Source organism: Propionibacterium cyclohexanicum, assembly GCF_900111365.1.
In the GTDB taxonomy this organism is placed as follows: domain Bacteria; phylum Actinomycetota; class Actinomycetes; order Propionibacteriales; family Propionibacteriaceae; genus Propionibacterium; species Propionibacterium cyclohexanicum.
In genome coordinates this window covers 1-15,346 of record NZ_FOGZ01000001.1, presented here as the reverse complement: position 1 = coordinate 15,346, position 15,346 = coordinate 1, and the positions used below count along the sequence as shown (strand labels likewise).

16 protein-coding genes are annotated in these 15,346 nt (G+C 67.5%); 8 read left to right on the top strand and 8 right to left on the bottom strand.

What is annotated here, in order from left to right:
* The first annotated feature begins 81 nt into the window (after positions 1–81).
* Complete coding sequence (locus BMX93_RS00080) at positions 82–1,239, top strand: Mrp/NBP35 family ATP-binding protein (RefSeq protein WP_091966431.1); 1,158 nt, start codon at positions 82–84, stop codon at positions 1,237–1,239.
* Positions 1,240–1,314: 75 nt separating this feature from the next.
* Here BMX93_RS00080 and BMX93_RS00075 read toward each other — a convergent pair whose 3' ends face one another.
* On the bottom strand, positions 1,315–1,767 hold the full coding sequence (locus BMX93_RS00075; protein ID WP_091966429.1) for a sec-independent translocase: 453 nt from the start codon (positions 1,765–1,767) through the stop codon (positions 1,315–1,317).
* Between the two features lie 79 nt (positions 1,768–1,846).
* A complete protein-coding gene (gene dapA / locus BMX93_RS00070; protein ID WP_218139166.1) occupies positions 1,847–2,731 on the bottom strand; it encodes a 4-hydroxy-tetrahydrodipicolinate synthase in 885 nt (294 codons plus the stop codon).
* A gap of 102 nt (positions 2,732–2,833) precedes the next feature.
* Between dapA and BMX93_RS00065 the strand changes: the two genes are divergently transcribed.
* Complete coding sequence (locus BMX93_RS00065; protein ID WP_091966425.1) at positions 2,834–3,466, top strand: O-methyltransferase; 633 nt, start codon at positions 2,834–2,836, stop codon at positions 3,464–3,466.
* A 91-nt stretch (positions 3,467–3,557) separates the two neighbouring features.
* Here the strand turns inward: BMX93_RS00065 and glgC are convergent, their stop codons facing one another.
* Positions 3,558–4,820 carry a glucose-1-phosphate adenylyltransferase gene (gene glgC, locus BMX93_RS00060; protein WP_091966422.1) on the bottom strand — a complete coding sequence of 421 codons (1,263 nt, stop codon included), beginning with the start codon at positions 4,818–4,820 and terminating at the stop codon, positions 3,558–3,560.
* Between the two features lie 99 nt (positions 4,821–4,919).
* Here glgC and glgA point away from each other — a divergent pair, with 99 nt between their 5' ends.
* The gene (glgA, locus tag BMX93_RS00055; RefSeq protein ID WP_091966829.1) at positions 4,920–6,116 is read left to right on the top strand and encodes a glycogen synthase; all 1,197 of its coding nucleotides are present in this window, start codon (positions 4,920–4,922) and stop codon (positions 6,114–6,116) included.
* A 149-nt stretch (positions 6,117–6,265) separates the two neighbouring features.
* Here glgA and BMX93_RS00050 read toward each other — a convergent pair whose 3' ends face one another.
* The 5 genes from BMX93_RS00050 to dapE form a co-directional block, all read right to left on the bottom strand.
* Positions 6,266–6,433: a DUF3117 domain-containing protein gene (locus BMX93_RS00050; RefSeq protein ID WP_091966420.1), complete on the bottom strand. Its 168-nt coding sequence runs from the start codon at positions 6,431–6,433 to the stop codon at positions 6,266–6,268.
* A complete protein-coding gene (locus BMX93_RS00045) occupies positions 6,405–6,812 on the bottom strand; it encodes a DivIVA domain-containing protein (protein WP_091966419.1) in 408 nt (135 codons plus the stop codon). The genes BMX93_RS00050 and BMX93_RS00045 overlap by 29 nt, the downstream gene beginning before the upstream one ends.
* Before the next feature lie 19 nt (positions 6,813–6,831).
* A complete protein-coding gene (locus BMX93_RS00040) occupies positions 6,832–8,316 on the bottom strand; it encodes a chloride channel protein (RefSeq protein ID WP_091966417.1) in 1,485 nt (494 codons plus the stop codon).
* A gap of 99 nt (positions 8,317–8,415) precedes the next feature.
* Entirely contained in the window at positions 8,416–9,291 is an 876-nt protein-coding gene (locus tag BMX93_RS00035) for an LOG family protein (protein ID WP_245725634.1), read from the bottom strand.
* On the bottom strand, positions 9,288–10,406 hold the full coding sequence (gene dapE, locus BMX93_RS00030) for a succinyl-diaminopimelate desuccinylase (protein ID WP_091966827.1): 1,119 nt from the start codon (positions 10,404–10,406) through the stop codon (positions 9,288–9,290). Before dapE ends, BMX93_RS00035 begins: the two co-directional genes overlap by 4 nt.
* 210 nt (positions 10,407–10,616) lie before the next feature.
* On the opposite strand from dapE, the gene BMX93_RS00025 reads away from it, so the two are divergent.
* The 5 genes from BMX93_RS00025 to BMX93_RS00005 all read left to right on the top strand — a co-directional run bounded on the left by BMX93_RS00025 (position 10,617) and on the right by BMX93_RS00005 (position 15,275).
* On the top strand, positions 10,617–11,177 hold the full coding sequence (locus tag BMX93_RS00025; protein WP_091966415.1) for a TetR/AcrR family transcriptional regulator: 561 nt from the start codon (positions 10,617–10,619) through the stop codon (positions 11,175–11,177).
* 44 nt (positions 11,178–11,221) lie between these two features.
* On the top strand, positions 11,222–12,655 hold the full coding sequence (locus BMX93_RS00020; RefSeq protein WP_091966413.1) for an MFS transporter: 1,434 nt from the start codon (positions 11,222–11,224) through the stop codon (positions 12,653–12,655).
* A complete protein-coding gene (locus BMX93_RS00015; protein WP_091966411.1) occupies positions 12,652–13,866 on the top strand; it encodes a M20 metallopeptidase family protein in 1,215 nt (404 codons plus the stop codon). The genes BMX93_RS00020 and BMX93_RS00015 overlap by 4 nt, the downstream gene beginning before the upstream one ends.
* Positions 13,867–14,078: 212 nt before the next feature.
* Positions 14,079–14,801: a ZIP family metal transporter gene (locus tag BMX93_RS00010; RefSeq protein ID WP_091966409.1), complete on the top strand. Its 723-nt coding sequence runs from the start codon at positions 14,079–14,081 to the stop codon at positions 14,799–14,801.
* Positions 14,802–15,068: 267 nt separating this feature from the next.
* A complete protein-coding gene (locus BMX93_RS00005) occupies positions 15,069–15,275 on the top strand; it encodes a hypothetical protein (RefSeq protein ID WP_091966407.1) in 207 nt (68 codons plus the stop codon).
* Positions 15,276–15,346: the final 71 nt, after the last annotated feature.

Below are 15,346 nucleotides of genomic sequence, written 5' to 3'. Positions count from 1 at the left end.
GCCACATGTGCAGCGGAGCGGGCGTGCCCCCCCATGAGACGGACTTGAATTCTGCGCTCGCCGTGACGTAGACACGGTGCCATGAGCGAAACCGAGAATCCCCTCCTGCCTGCCATCCGGGCGGCACTGCACACCGTCCAGGACCCGGAGATCCGCAGGCCGATCACCGACTTGGGGATGGTTGACTCGATCGGCATCGACGATGCGGGTGTCGTCACGGTGAAGGTCCTCCTCACCGTTGCGGGCTGTCCTTTGCACACCACCATCCGTGCCGATGTCGACAGGGCGCTCAAGGCTGTCAAGGGAGTCAGCGAGGTCGTCGTGGATCTGGGCGTGATGACCGACGAGCAGCGCGAGGCGATGCGCGACAGTCTTCGTGGCGGCCGGCCCGAGCACCAGATCTCCTTCGCCCAGCCGGGCAATCTCACCCACGTGCTCGCCATCGCGTCCGGCAAGGGCGGGGTGGGCAAGAGCTCGGTCACCGTCAACCTGGCGCTGGCGCTGGCCCAGCGCGGCCTGTCGGTGGGCCTGCTCGACGCCGACATCTACGGCCACTCGGTGCCCGACATGCTCGGCCTGCCCGACGCGCATCCCACGATGGTCGACGACATGATCATGCCGGTGCCCGCGCTGGGAATCAGCGTGATCTCGATGGGCATGCTCAAGGAGTCCCGCGACCAGGTGATCGCGTGGCGCGGTCCGATCCTCGACCGGGCGCTCACCCAGCTGCTCGCGGACGTCTACTGGGGCGATCTCGACTGGTTCCTCGTCGATCTTCCTCCCGGCACCGGCGACGTGGCGATGTCGCTGGGCCAGAAGCTGCCCGATGCCGACGTCATTGTCGTGACGACCCCCCAGGCCAATGTGGCCGAGGTGAGCGAACGGGCCGGCACGATGGCAAACATGCTTCACCAGCATGTCATCGGCGTCGTGGAGAACATGAGCTGGATGGAGGCCACCTGCCCGCAGTGCGGCAACACCCACCGGGTGGATTTCTTCGGTGCCGGGGGCGGCGCCCAGACCTCCGCCAAGCTCAGCGAGCGGATCGGGCGCCGGGTGCCGCTCATGGCACAGATCCCGATGGACGCTGCCGTGAGCTCGGGCGGAGAGAACGGTGACCCGATCGTGCTGGCCGCTCCCGACAATCCGAGCGCCAAGGCCATCATCGAGCTGGCGGATCAGCTGGCGGCCACCCCGAGGGGCCTGGCCGGGCGCTCGCTCAACCTCTCGGTGGGCTGAGCGCCCTCTCGGTGGGCTGAGCGCCGGGGCCCCGGCGCCGGGCAGCGCATGATCTCCCGGCGCGACCGAGGGGCCTCAGGTGGCTTCCAGGTCGAAGCACACGCCATAGCGCTGGCGCATCGCCTCTGATGCGCTGAGCGGCTCGGGTTCGGCCACCAGCTGGGCGTGCGCGCTCTCGTTGAGCTGCGTGGTGGCCTGCTCGACATCGGCGGTCGCGGCGTTCAGCTCGGACTTCACGGTGTCGAGCTGGTTCTCGATGTCATTGATGTCTTCCTGGAAACCGTCGAGCACGTGCTTCTGGACGAAGGTCCGCGGATTGAGATCCTGGATCGTGAGGTCTTTGTACTCGGGACCCAGCTCGTCCTTGAGCTGGTGGGTCGCGTCATTGGCCACCTTGCGCAGGTAGTAGACGATGCGGGCCGCCTTGCGGCTGAACTCAGGGATGCGTTCGGGCCCGAACATGATCACGGCAAGCGCCAGGAGAATGATGAACTCGCCGGCGTTGATACCGAATACCAAGGGAACCACGGCTCAAGGCTAGCGTGTCGCGCCACAGATGCCGGACCGCGTGCCCCACGGGTTCAGTTCACCGAGTGCCTCCACAGGCTCAGTTGAGGTCCGCCGCGTCCAGCAGCCGGGCGAAGTGCTCAGCCAGCTCGGCCGGTGCCTCGCCCAGCGGCGCCCGGCAGCGCCCCACCGGCAGACCCTCATGGGCCAGCCCGGCTTTGACCATGAGGCAGCCCTGGGTGGCGAAGACCCCAGTGAAGATCGGCAGCAGGGCGCGGTGCAGGCGCAGCGCCCCGGCCAGGTCACCGGCCAGGAATGCCTGGATCATCCGCTTCGCCGGACGTCCCGTGAAGTGCGTCGAGGTGCCCACCACTCCGACCCCACCGATGGACAGCAGAGGGAGGGTGATCGCATCGTCACCCGCATAGAAGTCGAGATCGGTGGCGGCCATCACCTGCGACGACGCGTCCAGGTCCTTCTTCGCATCCTTGACGGCCCTGATGCGCGGATGCTGGGCCAAGGTGATGAGCGATTCGGTTTCGATGGCCCTTCCGGCGCGATGCGGGATGTCGTAGAGGGCCACCGGAAGCGACGTGGCGTCCGCGACTGCCACGAAATGATCGATGATCCCCTGCTGGGGAGGCAGCGAGTAGTAGGGGGTCACGACGAGCAGGCCGTCGGCGCCGATCTGCTCGGCCTGACGGGCCAGTTCGATGCTGTGGGCGGTGTCATTGGTCCCGACCCCGGCGACGATCGTCGCCCGGTCGCCCACCTCCGCAACCACGGCCGCGAGCAGCTCGCGCTTCTCGGCGTCGCTGGTCGTAGGGGATTCTCCGGTGGTCCCCGAGATGAGCAGCCCGTCGTTGCCCAACTCGTCCACGAGATGGCAGGCCAGCCGCCGGGCGGTCGACAGATCGAGTTTGCCCTGGTCGTCGAAGGGCGTGACCATCGCCGTCAGCATTCGTCCAAAAACGGGCTCGTCCATCATCGTCCCCCTGTGTGTGCCATTCGCTACCGGCACCATCGTAGAGACCGGGAAGACTAGGCTTGGCACGTGACATCGCCGCGCAGCCCACAGAATGCACCCATGGAGGTCCTGGACGCCCGCTCTCTGGCATTCGCCGAGGACTTCGTCGAGTGCTCCGAGGCGCTACGTTCCGCTCGCGACCAGGCGATCGTGCTCCAGGCTCCGGTGATCAGTGGCGGCACGGCAGCGGCTCTGACGGTCCTCACCCGCGCTGTTCAGGCCACTGCAGTGGTCGAGGTGGGCACCGGAACCGGCGAGTCGGGGCTGGCCTTCTTCGAGGGCATGGCTGCCGATGGCGTGCTCACCTCGATCGACTCCCGTGCCCAATGGCAGCTGGAGGCCAGAAAGGCCTTCCTCGGGCGGTCGATTCCCACCCGTCGTTTCCGGCTCATCCCGGGAAATCCTTTGGGGATTCTCAACAATCTGCGCGATGGCGCCTACGACGTCGTCTTCATCAACGGCGACAAGCTGGAATTCGTGGAGTACCTTGCCCAGGCGCTGCGCCTGCTTCGTCATGGCGGTCTTGCGATCATGAACAATGCGCTGTGGCACAACAAGATCGCCGACCCCGGCAATGACGACGACGAGGCGGTCATCATCCGCGAGGCACTGCAGTCGGTGATCGAGACCGAGGAGTTCACGAGCGCGCTGCTGCCGGTGGGCGAGGGTCTGCTCGTCGCCGTGCGCGCCTGAAGCCCACCGGCAGACCCTCCTCGATCCAACAGGTCTTGGTCCCCCCAGGCCGGGCGGCCCCGGCCCCAGGGGGTATGCCAGGCCGATACGCTCAGTACCTGCTGGGCCCGTCGCTGGGCTTCCTCGAGGCGCCGTCGGCCGTCACCAGGAAGTCCTTGGGGACCGCCGTCACGCCGCCCGCACTGACTGTGAGGCCGCGCCGACGATCCTCCTGGGGATCCACGCCGATGGCGACGCCGTCGGCGACGACGACGCCCTTGTCGAGGATGGTATTGCGCAGGGTGCAGTTGTGGCCCACCGAGGCAGCGTGCATGAGGACGCAACGGTCGAGCGAGGAACCGCTCTCGACCCGCACCTTGGGGCTGAGCACCGAGTGATCGACGTCGCCGCCGGAGATCACGCAGCCAGCCGCCACGAGCGAGCTCTCGGCGGTGCCGTGCAGGGTGAACTTCGCCCCGGGGGCTTGCACACTGTCGGTCCAGATCGGCCAGCGCTCGTTGTACAGATTGAACTCGGGCACCACTTTGACCAGATCCATGTGCGCCTCGTGGAAGGCATCGAGGGTGCCCACGTCGCGCCAGTAGTCGCGGTCCTCCTCGGTGGCCCCGGGGACCACATTGTCCTTGAAGTCATAGACGAGGGCGTCAGCGGCGTCGACGAAGGTGGGCACGATGTTGCCGCCCATGTCGTGCTTCGACTCGGCCTCGTGCGCATCGGATTCGAGGACGTCGACGAGAGCCTTGCGCGTGAAGATGTAATTGCCCATCGAGGCCAGCGACTGTTCGGGTGCGTCGGGCAGTCCCGGCGGGTCGTCCGGCTTCTCCAGGAAGCCCTTGATCCGTCCGTCCAGGGCAGCGTCGATGATCCCGAATCCCGACGCCTCGGCACGCGGCACCCGGATCCCGGCCACGGTCGCCCCGACCCCGGCGTCGATGTGCACCTGGAGCATCTGGCGCACATCCATCCGGTAGATGTTGTCGGCCCCGAAGACGACGATGTAGTCGGGGTCCGCGTCGTTGATGAGGTTGAGCGACTGGTAGATGGCGTCGGCGCTGCCCTGATACCAGTGCGGCCCGCGGCGCTGCTGGGCCGGAACCGGCGTGACGAAGTTGTTGAGCATCGTGGACATCCGCCACTTGGTGGAGATGTGGCGGTCGAGCGAATGCGACTTGTACTGTGTCAGCACCGCGATCTGGAGCAGATTCGAGTTGGCGAGGTTTGACAGCACAAAATCGATGAGTCGGTATGTGCCGCCGAAGGGTACGGCCGGCTTTGCACGATCAGCAGTGAGGGGCATGAGCCGCTTTCCCTCACCCCCCGCGAGGACGATGGAAAGAACATTTGGGTAGGCCATAAAACCAACCTAGGGCCCGAACGCAGGACGCGACAAGGACTAGCGGGAATTGCCCTGCCAAACCTCCGCCGGACCGTGCGGGTGTGGGACCATTCGACCATGCACGTGTCAATCCTCACCCGCGAATACCCACCCTCCGTCTACGGGGGGGCCGGTGTGCACGTGGCCCAGCTCGTGCCCAGGCTGCGCGAGCACGTCGACGTCGACGTGCAGTGCATGGGCGACCCTCGCGATGGTGCCACGGCCCACCCCGAGAGCTTCCCGCCAGGTGCCAATGCGGCGCTGCGCATCCTCGGAACCGATCTGGCCATGGTGGCCGCCCTGCCCTCCGAGCTCGACCTGGTGCACTCCCACACCTGGTATGCCAACATGGCCGGTCATCTGGCCGGGCTGTTCCGCTCGATTCCCCACGTGGTCACCGCTCATTCCCTCGAGCCCCTGCGACCCTGGAAACGAGAGCAGCTCGGGGGCGGCTACGAGCTGTCCAGCTGGGCCGAACGCACTGCCTATGAGGGCGCCTCGGCAGTCATCGCGGTGAGCAGCGCGATGGCGGGCGATATCGCACGCTGCTATCCCGATCTGGACCCCGCCAAGCTCCACGTGGTGCGCAATGGCATCGACACCCAGGAGTTCTACCCCGATTCCCGGCACGACTTCCTCGACCGGATCGGTATCGACCTGGACCGGCCGATGGTGTGCTTCGTTGGCCGGATCACCCGCCAGAAGGGGCTGGTGCATCTGGTGCGGGCCGCCCGGGAGTTCGACAAGGGCACCCAGATCCTGCTGCTGGCCAGCTCACCGGACACTCCCGAGATCGCTGCCGAGTTCTCCCGCAGTCTCGATGCGCTGCGCGCCGAGCACGGCTCCGATGTGTTCTGGATCGAGAAGATGGCTCCCCGCGATGCCGTGCGCCAGGTCTACAGCCATGCCACCGTTTTCGCGTGTCCCTCGATCTACGAGCCGCTGGGCATCGTCAACCTGGAGGCGATGGCCTGTGAGTCGGCCGTCGTGGCCTCTGGCGTGGGCGGCATCCCGGAAGTGGTGGATGACTCCGTGACCGGCCTGCTCGTCGACTACGACCCCCAGTACGGCGACGAGCAGGACTACATCGCCGACTTCGAGCACCGTTTCGCCGCCAGGGTGAACGAACTCACCAGGGACACCGCGCGGGCCGCGCGCTATGGGCAAGCCGGTCGCCAGCGCTGCATCGACCATTTCAGCTGGGAGGCCATCGCCGCCCAGACGGTTGCGGTCTATCAGGCGGCGCAGCAGTACTTCGAGCAGCACAGGGCCTGACCTCCGGGTGGCAGAGGGCCGAGATCCGACGGCGCTGCCCCACGACGACAAGGCGTCCGGCACTCCCCTGCAGGGAATGCCGGACGCCTTGATTCGAGAAGAGCCGTCGGGCCTGGACTCAGCTGGTGGATCGCAGGCCAGCGGGGTGGTCAGCCGACGACGCCCTTGAGGCAATCGAGAAGCTCACTGGCCTCGGTGGCATTGAGTTCGACGACGAGCCGGCCACCGCCGTCGACGGGAACCCTCATCACGATGCCGCGACCTTCCTTGACCACTTCCATCGGTCCGTCACCGGTTCGGGGCTTCATTGCTGCCATTCGATCCTCGCTTCTCATCGTCATGCACGCCGTCGCTGACGCCGGTGCTCCCATTATCCCCCAAATCCGGGGACGACGCAGATCCCGAAGTGACCGAACCGATGACCGCGGGTTCGAGCGACGAGGAGAATGCGCCGGTCTCGTGGCAGCGCAGCTGGCCCTCCAGCCGCGCCAGCACCGCGTCCACCTGGCTCATCTCGTATCCTCGGGTGACCACCGCGAAGTGGATCTGCTTCACGTCATCGGCGGACAGCTCGCCATCGGGCAGGTCCGGACCTGGACGGTCGGGAAGCTCAGGACCGAGCTGGCCGAGCTGACCGTGGGCCGCGAAGACCCCCAAGGCGATGACAACGACGATGAGTATTCCGATGGCCCACATCACCCGACCATGCTACGGCTCACGGCTGCGGTCCCGGGCTGAGCGGATGCCCACCGAGGCTTCCTCCCCGCTCGCGCAGGGAGTAGTACTCGAAGCGGTCGCGCAGCTGGCTTATATAAATCGACTTCCCGTCGACGATGAGGGTGGCTATCGCCATGGCGAGCATCGCCGGGGCCAGCAGAGTGAGATTGCCTGTCATCTCGGCAACCATGAGCATGACACCGATCGGCGCGTGCGCGACAGACCCGAAGCAGGCGATCATGCCGATGATCACATAGGGCATCGGGTCATGGGTGACCCCGGGAAGGGTGTGCACGAGGCGCCACACGGCGGCACCGGCGCAACCACCGATGACCATGCCGGGGCCGAAGACACCGCCCGAGCCCCCTGAGCCGATCGACAAGGTGGTGGAGACGATCTTCGCCAGGGGAATGACGAGCACCAGCCACAGGGGCGTTGTGAGCAGCCAGTCGCTCGTCATCTCGAGCTGGATCCAGCCATATCCGGTGCCCAGCGCAGCCGGCACTGCGAGCCCGATGAGCCCGACACACAGCCCCCCGATGGCCGGGCGGATCGCATTGGGCACGGGCAGCCGCTTGAGCAGCGCTCCCCCGCCGTAGAAGATCGATGCGTAAGCGCGTCCAGCCACTCCGGCCGCGACGCCGACACAGGCGTACCAGATCAACCCCACTGGATGCTGGAAGCTGGCCGCAGAGTGACTGCCGAAAATGGGCCGGAAGCCGAAGAAGGTGCCGAATACGGCGAAGGCGACGATGGACGAGACGAAGCTCGGCATGAGCGCGTCGGACTCCATGTCCTCGCGGTAGAGCAGCTCGGCACCGAGCAGGGCGCCTCCCATCGGCGCCCGGAAGATGGCCCCGATGCCCGAACCCATCGCGGCCGAGACGGCGATCCTGGCATCCTGCCTGGGCACCTTGAGCCAACGGCACAGCTGGGCGATCACGGTAGCGCTGATCTGCGCTGTTGGGCCCTCTCGTCCGCCCGAGCCGCCCGAACCGATGACCAGCGAGGAGGCGATGACCTTCACGACCGCGACTCGCCCTCGAAGGGAGGTCGGATCGTGGTGCACGGCGTGGATCGCGGCGTCCGTACCGTGGCCCTCGGCCTCCGGGGCGAGCCAGGCGACGAGGATGCCGGCCACCAGCGCACCGCCCGTGACGACGAGCGGGATGGCCCAGGGCCGGGTGAAGGCCCCGTTGGGCAGACCACTTCCCTCGCCAACGGTGGTCGGTGGCTGGTAACCGCCGATCCCCACGAGCAGCCACTGGGTGGCGTGGCTCAGACACCAATAGAAGATCACCGCGCCGAGCCCCGAGACCACGCCGATCACCACACCGAAGAGCAGCCAACGATTGATGGAATCCTGGAACGACTGGGGAAGATGAGGGGTATATCGGTGCGCTAGGGCACGTAGCCGACGGGGGGCGTGCGCCGACCGTTCTTCGCTGGCGTCCTCGGGATCTGCTGGTTCGGGCTGTGACACGGCGGCATTATCCCACCACCGGGCGCTGCACCCCCTCCCCCCGGTCCTCGGCTTCCGGGGCTGCGCGCCCCCGGCCGGCGGCAAGGCCCTCGGGCAGGGTCAGGCTCGGTCCGGCCCCAAGGCGGCTCCGGTGGCCACCCGCACCGCCTCCTCAACGTCATCGGTGATGGTGAACAGGTCGAGATCAGTCCGGGCGATGTAGCCGGCCGCTGCGGTCTGCTCCTCCAGCCACTCGCGCAGTCCCGACCAGTAGGACGAGCCGAACAGCACGAGGGGGAAGTGCTTGACCTTGCCGGTCTGCACCAGGGTGAGCGCCTCGAACAGCTCGTCGAAGGTGCCCATGCCACCCGGCATGACGATGAAACCCTGGGCGTATTTGAGGAACATCACCTTGCGGACGAAGAAATAGCGGAAGTTGACGCCCAAGGTGACGTAGTCGTTGAACGCCGCCTCGAAGGGCAGCTCGATGCCGAGTCCCACCGAGGTGCCCCCTGCCTCGACGGCACCACGATTCGCGGCCTCCATGATGCCCGGGCCACCACCGGTGATGACCGCGTGCGCGGACTCGACGAGCAGTTGTCCGATGCGGTGGGCCTGCTCGTACTGCCCGGTGCCACGAGCCACCCTGGCAGACCCGAAGATGGCCACGGCCGGTCCGAGCTCCTCCAGCGCGTCGAAGCCCTGGATGAACTCGGACTGGATCCGCAGCACACGCCAGGGATCGCTGTGAATCCATTCGGCGCCACGCCGCCCGGCGATGAGCTGCTCGTCCTTGGTGCGGCCGGTGACCTGGCGGCCGCGGCGAACCGACGCCCCCGAGACGACCTGGCCGCCATTGGGCACCGGCACATTGTCCTGGGGAGGCTGGTTGTCCTGGGGAGGCTGGTTGTCCTGGGGAGGCTGGTTGTCCTGGGGAGGCTGGTTGTCCTGGGGAGGCTGGCCACCGTGGTCCGCAGCTGCGGTGGGCTCGCTCACCGGGACATCACCGGCCCGTCTGCGAGCTGGTGGCCGGTGCCATCCGAGGACAGCCAGCTGGCGAGTGCGGCGGCGCACTGGTCGAGCTCGGAGAGCCGACAGCGCTCGTCGTCGGCGTGGGCCGTACCCGGATCTCCGGGCCCGAAGTTCACCGCCGGGACGCCCAGCTGCGCAAACCGGGCGACATCCGTCCAGCCGTACTTGGGCCCCGGCTGGCCGCCGACGGCCGCGCAGAACTCCTGCGCGAGCGGGCGGTCAAGTCCCGGACGCGCTGCCGGGGAGAGGTCCTCGAGCTCGAAGTCGATTCCGGGCAGGTCGAATCGGGCGCGCATCGCGGCCAGCGCATCGTGAGCCTGCACGTCGGGCGCGAAGCGGTAGTTGACCGTCAACTCGCAGTGGTCGGGGATGACATTGCCGGCAATCCCGGCGCTGATGGTGGTGGCGTTGAGGCCCTCGCGATATCTCAGCCCCTCGACCTCCACCTGGCGTGGCCGGAATTCGCGGATCCTGTCGAGAGCGATGGTCATGTCGTGGATGGCGTTGTGGCCCAGCCAGCTGCGGGCGCTATGGGCAGCGATGCCGCGGCTGATGAGGCGGAAGCGGACCGAGCCCTGGCAGCCGCCCTCGATGCGGCTCGAGGTGGGTTCCATGAGGACCGCGAAGTCGCCGCTCAGCCAGTCGGGATGCCGATCGGCGATCACCGTGAGCCCATTGGCGCTGGCCTCGATCTCCTCGCACTCGTAGAAGACCCAGCTGATGTCGTGGCGCGGCTGGTCCAGCTGGCCGGCCAGGTGGAGCATGACGGCAATGCCGCCCTTCATGTCGGAGGCGCCCCGTCCGATGAGGTAGTCCTCGCCGTGACGCCGCTCGATGCGGCCAGGAAGGTTGTTCTTCACGGGCACGGTATCCAGATGCCCGGCGATGACCACCCGGCGCGCCCTGCCCAGGTCGGTGCGCGCGACGATGCTGTTGCCGAGCCGGTCGACGCGGAGCCCGGGCAGCTCACCGAGGGCCTGCTCGACGGCGTCGGCGAGTGGCTTCTCGTGCCTGCTCACCGACTCGACATCGACGATCTCGGCGAACAGCCGATGGAGTTCTGGGGTGCTCAGAGCCATGGATTCAGCGTAGGCCACGTGCCCGGGTCATTGCGTCCAACAGCCCGGGAGGCCCGCCGCCGAGCCGGCTCACCCGGCGGGCGAGGGTGCGCCAGGATCAGGTTCGCGTGCCATTCCCGCGCCGTTAAGAGTTTGTAAAACGCTACGTTGCGTAGCTCTACTTGTGGTTCTCTGTCCTTCGTGACACGACCGCACGGCGCTGGACGCCCGATGGATGAGGAGACGACCGCGCGCATCCTCACGCACACCCTTCGTGCGCTCATGACCGAGGGCTACGCAGGCCTGCGGATCGAACGGATCGCAGCAGCGGCAGGCTGCGCGAAGACAACGCTCTACCGCCGCTGGCCGAACCGCGCGCAGCTCGTCGTCGACGCGCTGGCACCCTTCCTCCAGCCCGGTTCCGAACCGGACACCGGCAATGTCGTCGATGACCTCCTTCAGTTCACGCTGCAGAACAACCGGAACCAGACCCAGCGCGAGATCCCTGGGCGCACCAGCCAGCGCCTGTGGGGTGTGCTCGTCGAACCGGACGTGCACGAGCTGCTCACAGTGGGCTACATGGCATCGCGTCGGGCGATGGGCACTGCCATTCTCCGCCGAGCCATCGAGCGGGGAGAGCTGCCCTCCGATATCGATGTCGACACGATCTTGGACGCCCTTGCGGGGTTCACCTTCTTCCGCAATGCGGTTCGCGCCATGCCGGCGGACGAGAGGACCCATCGTTCGCTCGTCGTCGCCCTCGTCACGTCTCCCCCACGGGTGGCCTCCTGACCCCCTCCCAACGAACACTGCCCTCGCACCATTGGAGTCCAGCCATGAACAACAACTCATCGCCCCGGCCCTCGCACGTCGGAGGCGTCGTCGGCTTCCTCGTCTTCGTCGAACTGATCAGCGGCATCGTGCAGGGCTTCTACGTACCGCTCATCGGACGGATCGCCCGCGTCCATGCGGTGACGGACGCCGACGTCACCTGGTTCGTCACCGTGCAGACCCTGTCCGCCGCAGTCTGCGTACCGGTCCTTTCCAAGCTCGGAGACATCTTCGGCCACCGCCGCATGCTGCGCATCGCTGTCGTCCTCGTCGCGCTCGGCACCGGGCTGGTGGCCTTCGCGCCGGACTTCACCCTGGTTCTCCTCGGCCGGATTCTCGTCGGGCCGCTCGCGGTGTGGCTGCCGCTCGAGGTCGCCCTGGTCCACAGCCGACTCGACCAGGAGGACTCCCGCCGCGCGATCGGCATGCTCGCCTCCGCGCTCACCTTGGGCGCTCTCGTCGGTGCACTCCTGTCCGGGGTCCTCGCCGCGGTCACCACCTCGCTGTCCGTGGTGCTGGCGGTGCCATTCATCGCGACACTCGCGTGCGCCGTCATCGTGTTCACCAAGGTGCCGGAGACCACCGTCCGCACCGCGCCCTCCATCGATGGGGTGGGGTTCGCGGGCCTTGCCCTGGCGATGATCGCGATACTGTCCGGATTGAACCTCGCCAAGAGCCAGGGATTTGCCGCCGCATCGACGCTGGCCGTTCTCGCCGTCGCGGTGCTGCTGCTGATCGGCTGGGTGATCTGGGAGCTGCGCGCCACGCCGCCCGCAGTGGACCTGCGGATGATGACCTCACGGGCGCTGTGGCCGGTGTACGTGACGTCCTTCCTGTTCGGGATCCTGGTCTTCGGAATGCAGACGATCGGCCCGACCTTCCTTGCCGCAGACCCCTCGGCCACCGGCTACGGATTCAGCCTCCAGCCTGCCGCGATCTCTGGCTTCTCTGCGGCGTCCACCGCGCTGAGCGTTCTCGGCGCGTCCACCTTCGCCTGGTTCGCGCGCCGCATCGGGATCAAGTCCCTTCTGCTCGTCGCGACCGGGCTGGGGGTCGTGTCCAATCTCATCCTCGTCGTGGGGTGGAGCGCGCTTCTCGCCTACTTTGTCGCCACGGCCCTGTCGGGTATCTCGCTCGGCCTTCTGCTCGGTGCCCTGCCCGCTCTCATCGCCGAACGCTCCCCCTCGGACCAGACGGCGATCGCCACCGGGTTGTACAACACCCTCAAGACCGTCGGCGGCTCCATCGCCGGCGCCGTGTTCGCGGTGGTTCTCGCCGCGTTCTTCGTCCCCGAAGCCGGGGCGTCGTCGATCGGCGGCTACCAGATCGTCTGGGGAATATGCGCCGCGGGGTTCGTCGTCAGCTCCGTCGCCCTCCTGTTCACCCCCGCCACCACGACCGCGCCCGCGGCCGTCCTCAAAGTTAAGGAGAATGCATGACATTCATGGATGACGCTCGCGTCCTGCTCCCGGAGCTGGTAGCCCTGCGAAGGGATCTCCATGCCCACCCCGAGACCGGGCTGGAGCTACCGCGCACCCAGCACGCCGTGTTGCAGGCGCTGTCGGGACTTGACCTGGAGATCACGACCGGCACCCGTACCACCTCCGTCACCGCGGTGCTTCGCGGTGGGCGGCCCGGGCCAGCGGTTCTGCTGCGCGGCGACATGGACGCGCTGCCTGTCGTCGAGGAGACCGGGCTGGCGTTCGCGTCGACCAACGGAGCGATGCATGCCTGCGGGCACGATCTCCACACCGCCGCGCTGGTCGGCGCGGCCCGTCTCCTGCACGCCCATCGCGAGGAACTGCCTGGAGATGTCATCTTCATGTTCCAGCCCGGCGAGGAAGGGAACAAGGGTGCCTCTGTCATGATCGACGAGGGCGTCCTCGACGCCGCGGGTGCCCGTCCCATCGCCGCCTACGCTGGACACGTCGCCCCTGGCGAGCCCGGCAGGGTGTTCACCCGGCCCGGCCCCATCCTCGCCGGCTCCAACCGCCTGCACATCACGGTGCACGGGCGAGGCGGGCACGCCTCCTCGCCCCAGTGGGCTCTGGACCCCGTGCCGGCACTCACCGAGATCGCCACCGCCTTGCACACGATGACCACCCGACGGTTCGACCCGACCGACCCGATCGTGCTCACTGTCACCCAGCTGCGCGCCGGTGACGCGATCAACGCGATCCCGTCCCAGGCCAGTCTCGGTGCCACCGTGCGGACCTTGTCTGCCCGCTCGCTCGAGATCCTTCGCGAAGAGACCAAACGCCTTGCGGAGGGCATCGCCGCAGCGCATGGCTGCACCGCGACGGTCGACCTGGAGGTGCTCTATCCCGTCACGATGAATGACCCCCAGGAGGCTCGCGCGACCCTGGACCAGCTCGCGGAGCTCTTCGGTCCGGATCGCGTCTCGCAAGCCCCCGCAGCAGCCATGGGCTCCGAGGACTTCTCCTTCGTCCTGGCCGAGGTGCCGGGATGCTACTTCTATCTCCTCACCTCCCCGGCAGACATCGACCCGGCAACAGCCGAAGCGAATCACTCGCCCCGAGCGCAGTTCGACGACGCCTACATCGCCGATCTCGCCGACGCCCTCGCCGATCTCGCGTACACCCGCCTCGAACGGGCGAGCCAGGAAAGCGATGGCGGCGATCCCCAGTGATCGCCCCATCGATCGGGGAGAACCCCGGGGTGCGCTGTGGCCTGCCCATGGCCCCGACGTCGCCCGGGATTTCCCGTGCCTCGAAGGATTGCCCGGCTGACCAGTCCTGGCCGACGCCGAGCCTCGGGCGGAGCTGGCCCGCAGCGGGCTCGGCGCGGGACCTCCCGCACTAGCATCAGGGACAGTCTCGACGACGTGAGGACGGAGGGCGTATGGGCGCCGCGGTGCTGTGGGGGATGGTGGCGGCCGCATCGCTCGTGATCGGGGCGCTGTTCGGCGTATGGCGGAGCTGGCCCGAGAAGCTGACAGGCGCCGTGCTGGCCTTCGGCGCAGGCTCCCTCATCAGCGCAGTGAGCTACGACCTGGTCCGGGAGGGCGCGATGCTCGACGGAGGCCCCGGCGTCGCCGGCGGGCTCGCGGTAGGGGCGCTCGCCTACTTCACGGCAGATCGGATGCTCGAGCGATGGGGTTCGCGGCACCGGACCGGCCCCTCGGCGGGGACCGGTGCCGGGCCCGCGCTGGCGCTGGGGGCGTTCCTCGACGGGATTCCCGAGCAGGCGGTCCTCGGGATAGGGCTCGCATCCGGGGAGGGCGTGAGCATCGCGCTGCTTGCCGCAATCTTCGTCTCGAACCTCCCCGAGGCGATCGGGTCATCAGCGCAGATGCGCTCCAATGGCCGCCCCGCCAGCGCGATCCTGCGTCTGTGGATCGCGATCGCGCTGGTGTGCGCGGCGGCGACCGTTGGGGGCTATCTCGTGGCGGACGTCGCGTCGTCGCGGCTCAAGGCGGCAATTGACGGCTTCGCAGCCGGGGCGCTGCTCGTCATGCTCATCGACTCGATGATCCCCGAGGCGGCCCGAAAGTCCGGGCTCGTCGCAGGTCTGTTCACCACTCTCGGGTTCGCGACGGCGGCATTCCTGTCCGCCACGGGCTGAGATCGCCGGCGGCCTTGTCGGCGACCCTCCCCGCGGCTCGAGACATCCCAGCTGCCAATGCAGGCTCGCATGCGCAGCCCCAGTTCGGGCGCCCTGTCTCGTGCCGTGGAGCTGTGGCACAATCCCGCTATGAAGTGAGCTGGCGCTTCCAGGACACCTCTCGCGCTTCCCGGCCGCGCGGTAATTGGCGAATCGGCTAACCCGCGCCTCGAGCGATGGCCGGCCATTGCCGCGGCGGTCTTCACTGTCATCTATGTCAGTTCGAGATTGCCCTTCAAGGAGGCCTGGACCGCAACCTTCCTCCAGCTCGCCATCTTGGCGGCAGTGGCGTATTCGGGCCATCGCCTGGTGCTCAGCGCAGTCTCGGTTCTCGCACTGCTGTTCCTGCTCTACGTGACCAATCCGGCAAGCGATATCACCTTCTCAGCGATCGCGGGCTATGTCATTACCGGCTCTTCACAGATGAGGGTGTAGGTGGGGTCTGAAGCCGCCGGTCTCGAGCAGGCTGCGGGCGATGTAGTTGGTGAGGTTGCGGAAGCCGAGGG

Bases quoted from the DNA above. Each gene is read 5' to 3' on its own strand.
- BMX93_RS00010 (WP_091966409.1), top strand. From the start codon at position 14,079: ATGGGCGCCGCGGTGCTGTGGGGGATGGTGGCGGCCGCATCGCTCGTG.
- BMX93_RS00015 (WP_091966411.1), top strand. From the start codon at position 12,652: ATGACATTCATGGATGACGCTCGCGTCCTGCTCCCGGAGCTGGTAGCC.
- dapE (WP_091966827.1), bottom strand. From the start codon at position 10,406: ATGGCTCTGAGCACCCCAGAACTCCATCGGCTGTTCGCCGAGATCGTC.
- BMX93_RS00020 (WP_091966413.1), top strand. From the start codon at position 11,222: ATGAACAACAACTCATCGCCCCGGCCCTCGCACGTCGGAGGCGTCGTC.
- BMX93_RS00065 (WP_091966425.1), top strand. From the start codon at position 2,834: ATGGAGGTCCTGGACGCCCGCTCTCTGGCATTCGCCGAGGACTTCGTC.
- dapA (WP_218139166.1), bottom strand. From the start codon at position 2,731: ATGGACGAGCCCGTTTTTGGACGAATGCTGACGGCGATGGTCACGCCC.
- BMX93_RS00080 (WP_091966431.1), top strand. From the start codon at position 82: ATGAGCGAAACCGAGAATCCCCTCCTGCCTGCCATCCGGGCGGCACTG.
- BMX93_RS00045 (WP_091966419.1), bottom strand. From the start codon at position 6,812: ATGTGGGCCATCGGAATACTCATCGTCGTTGTCATCGCCTTGGGGGTC.
- BMX93_RS00025 (WP_091966415.1), top strand. From the start codon at position 10,617: ATGGATGAGGAGACGACCGCGCGCATCCTCACGCACACCCTTCGTGCG.
- glgC (WP_091966422.1), bottom strand. From the start codon at position 4,820: ATGGCCTACCCAAATGTTCTTTCCATCGTCCTCGCGGGGGGTGAGGGA.
- BMX93_RS00050 (WP_091966420.1), bottom strand. From the start codon at position 6,433: ATGGCAGCAATGAAGCCCCGAACCGGTGACGGACCGATGGAAGTGGTC.
- glgA (WP_091966829.1), top strand. From the start codon at position 4,920: ATGCACGTGTCAATCCTCACCCGCGAATACCCACCCTCCGTCTACGGG.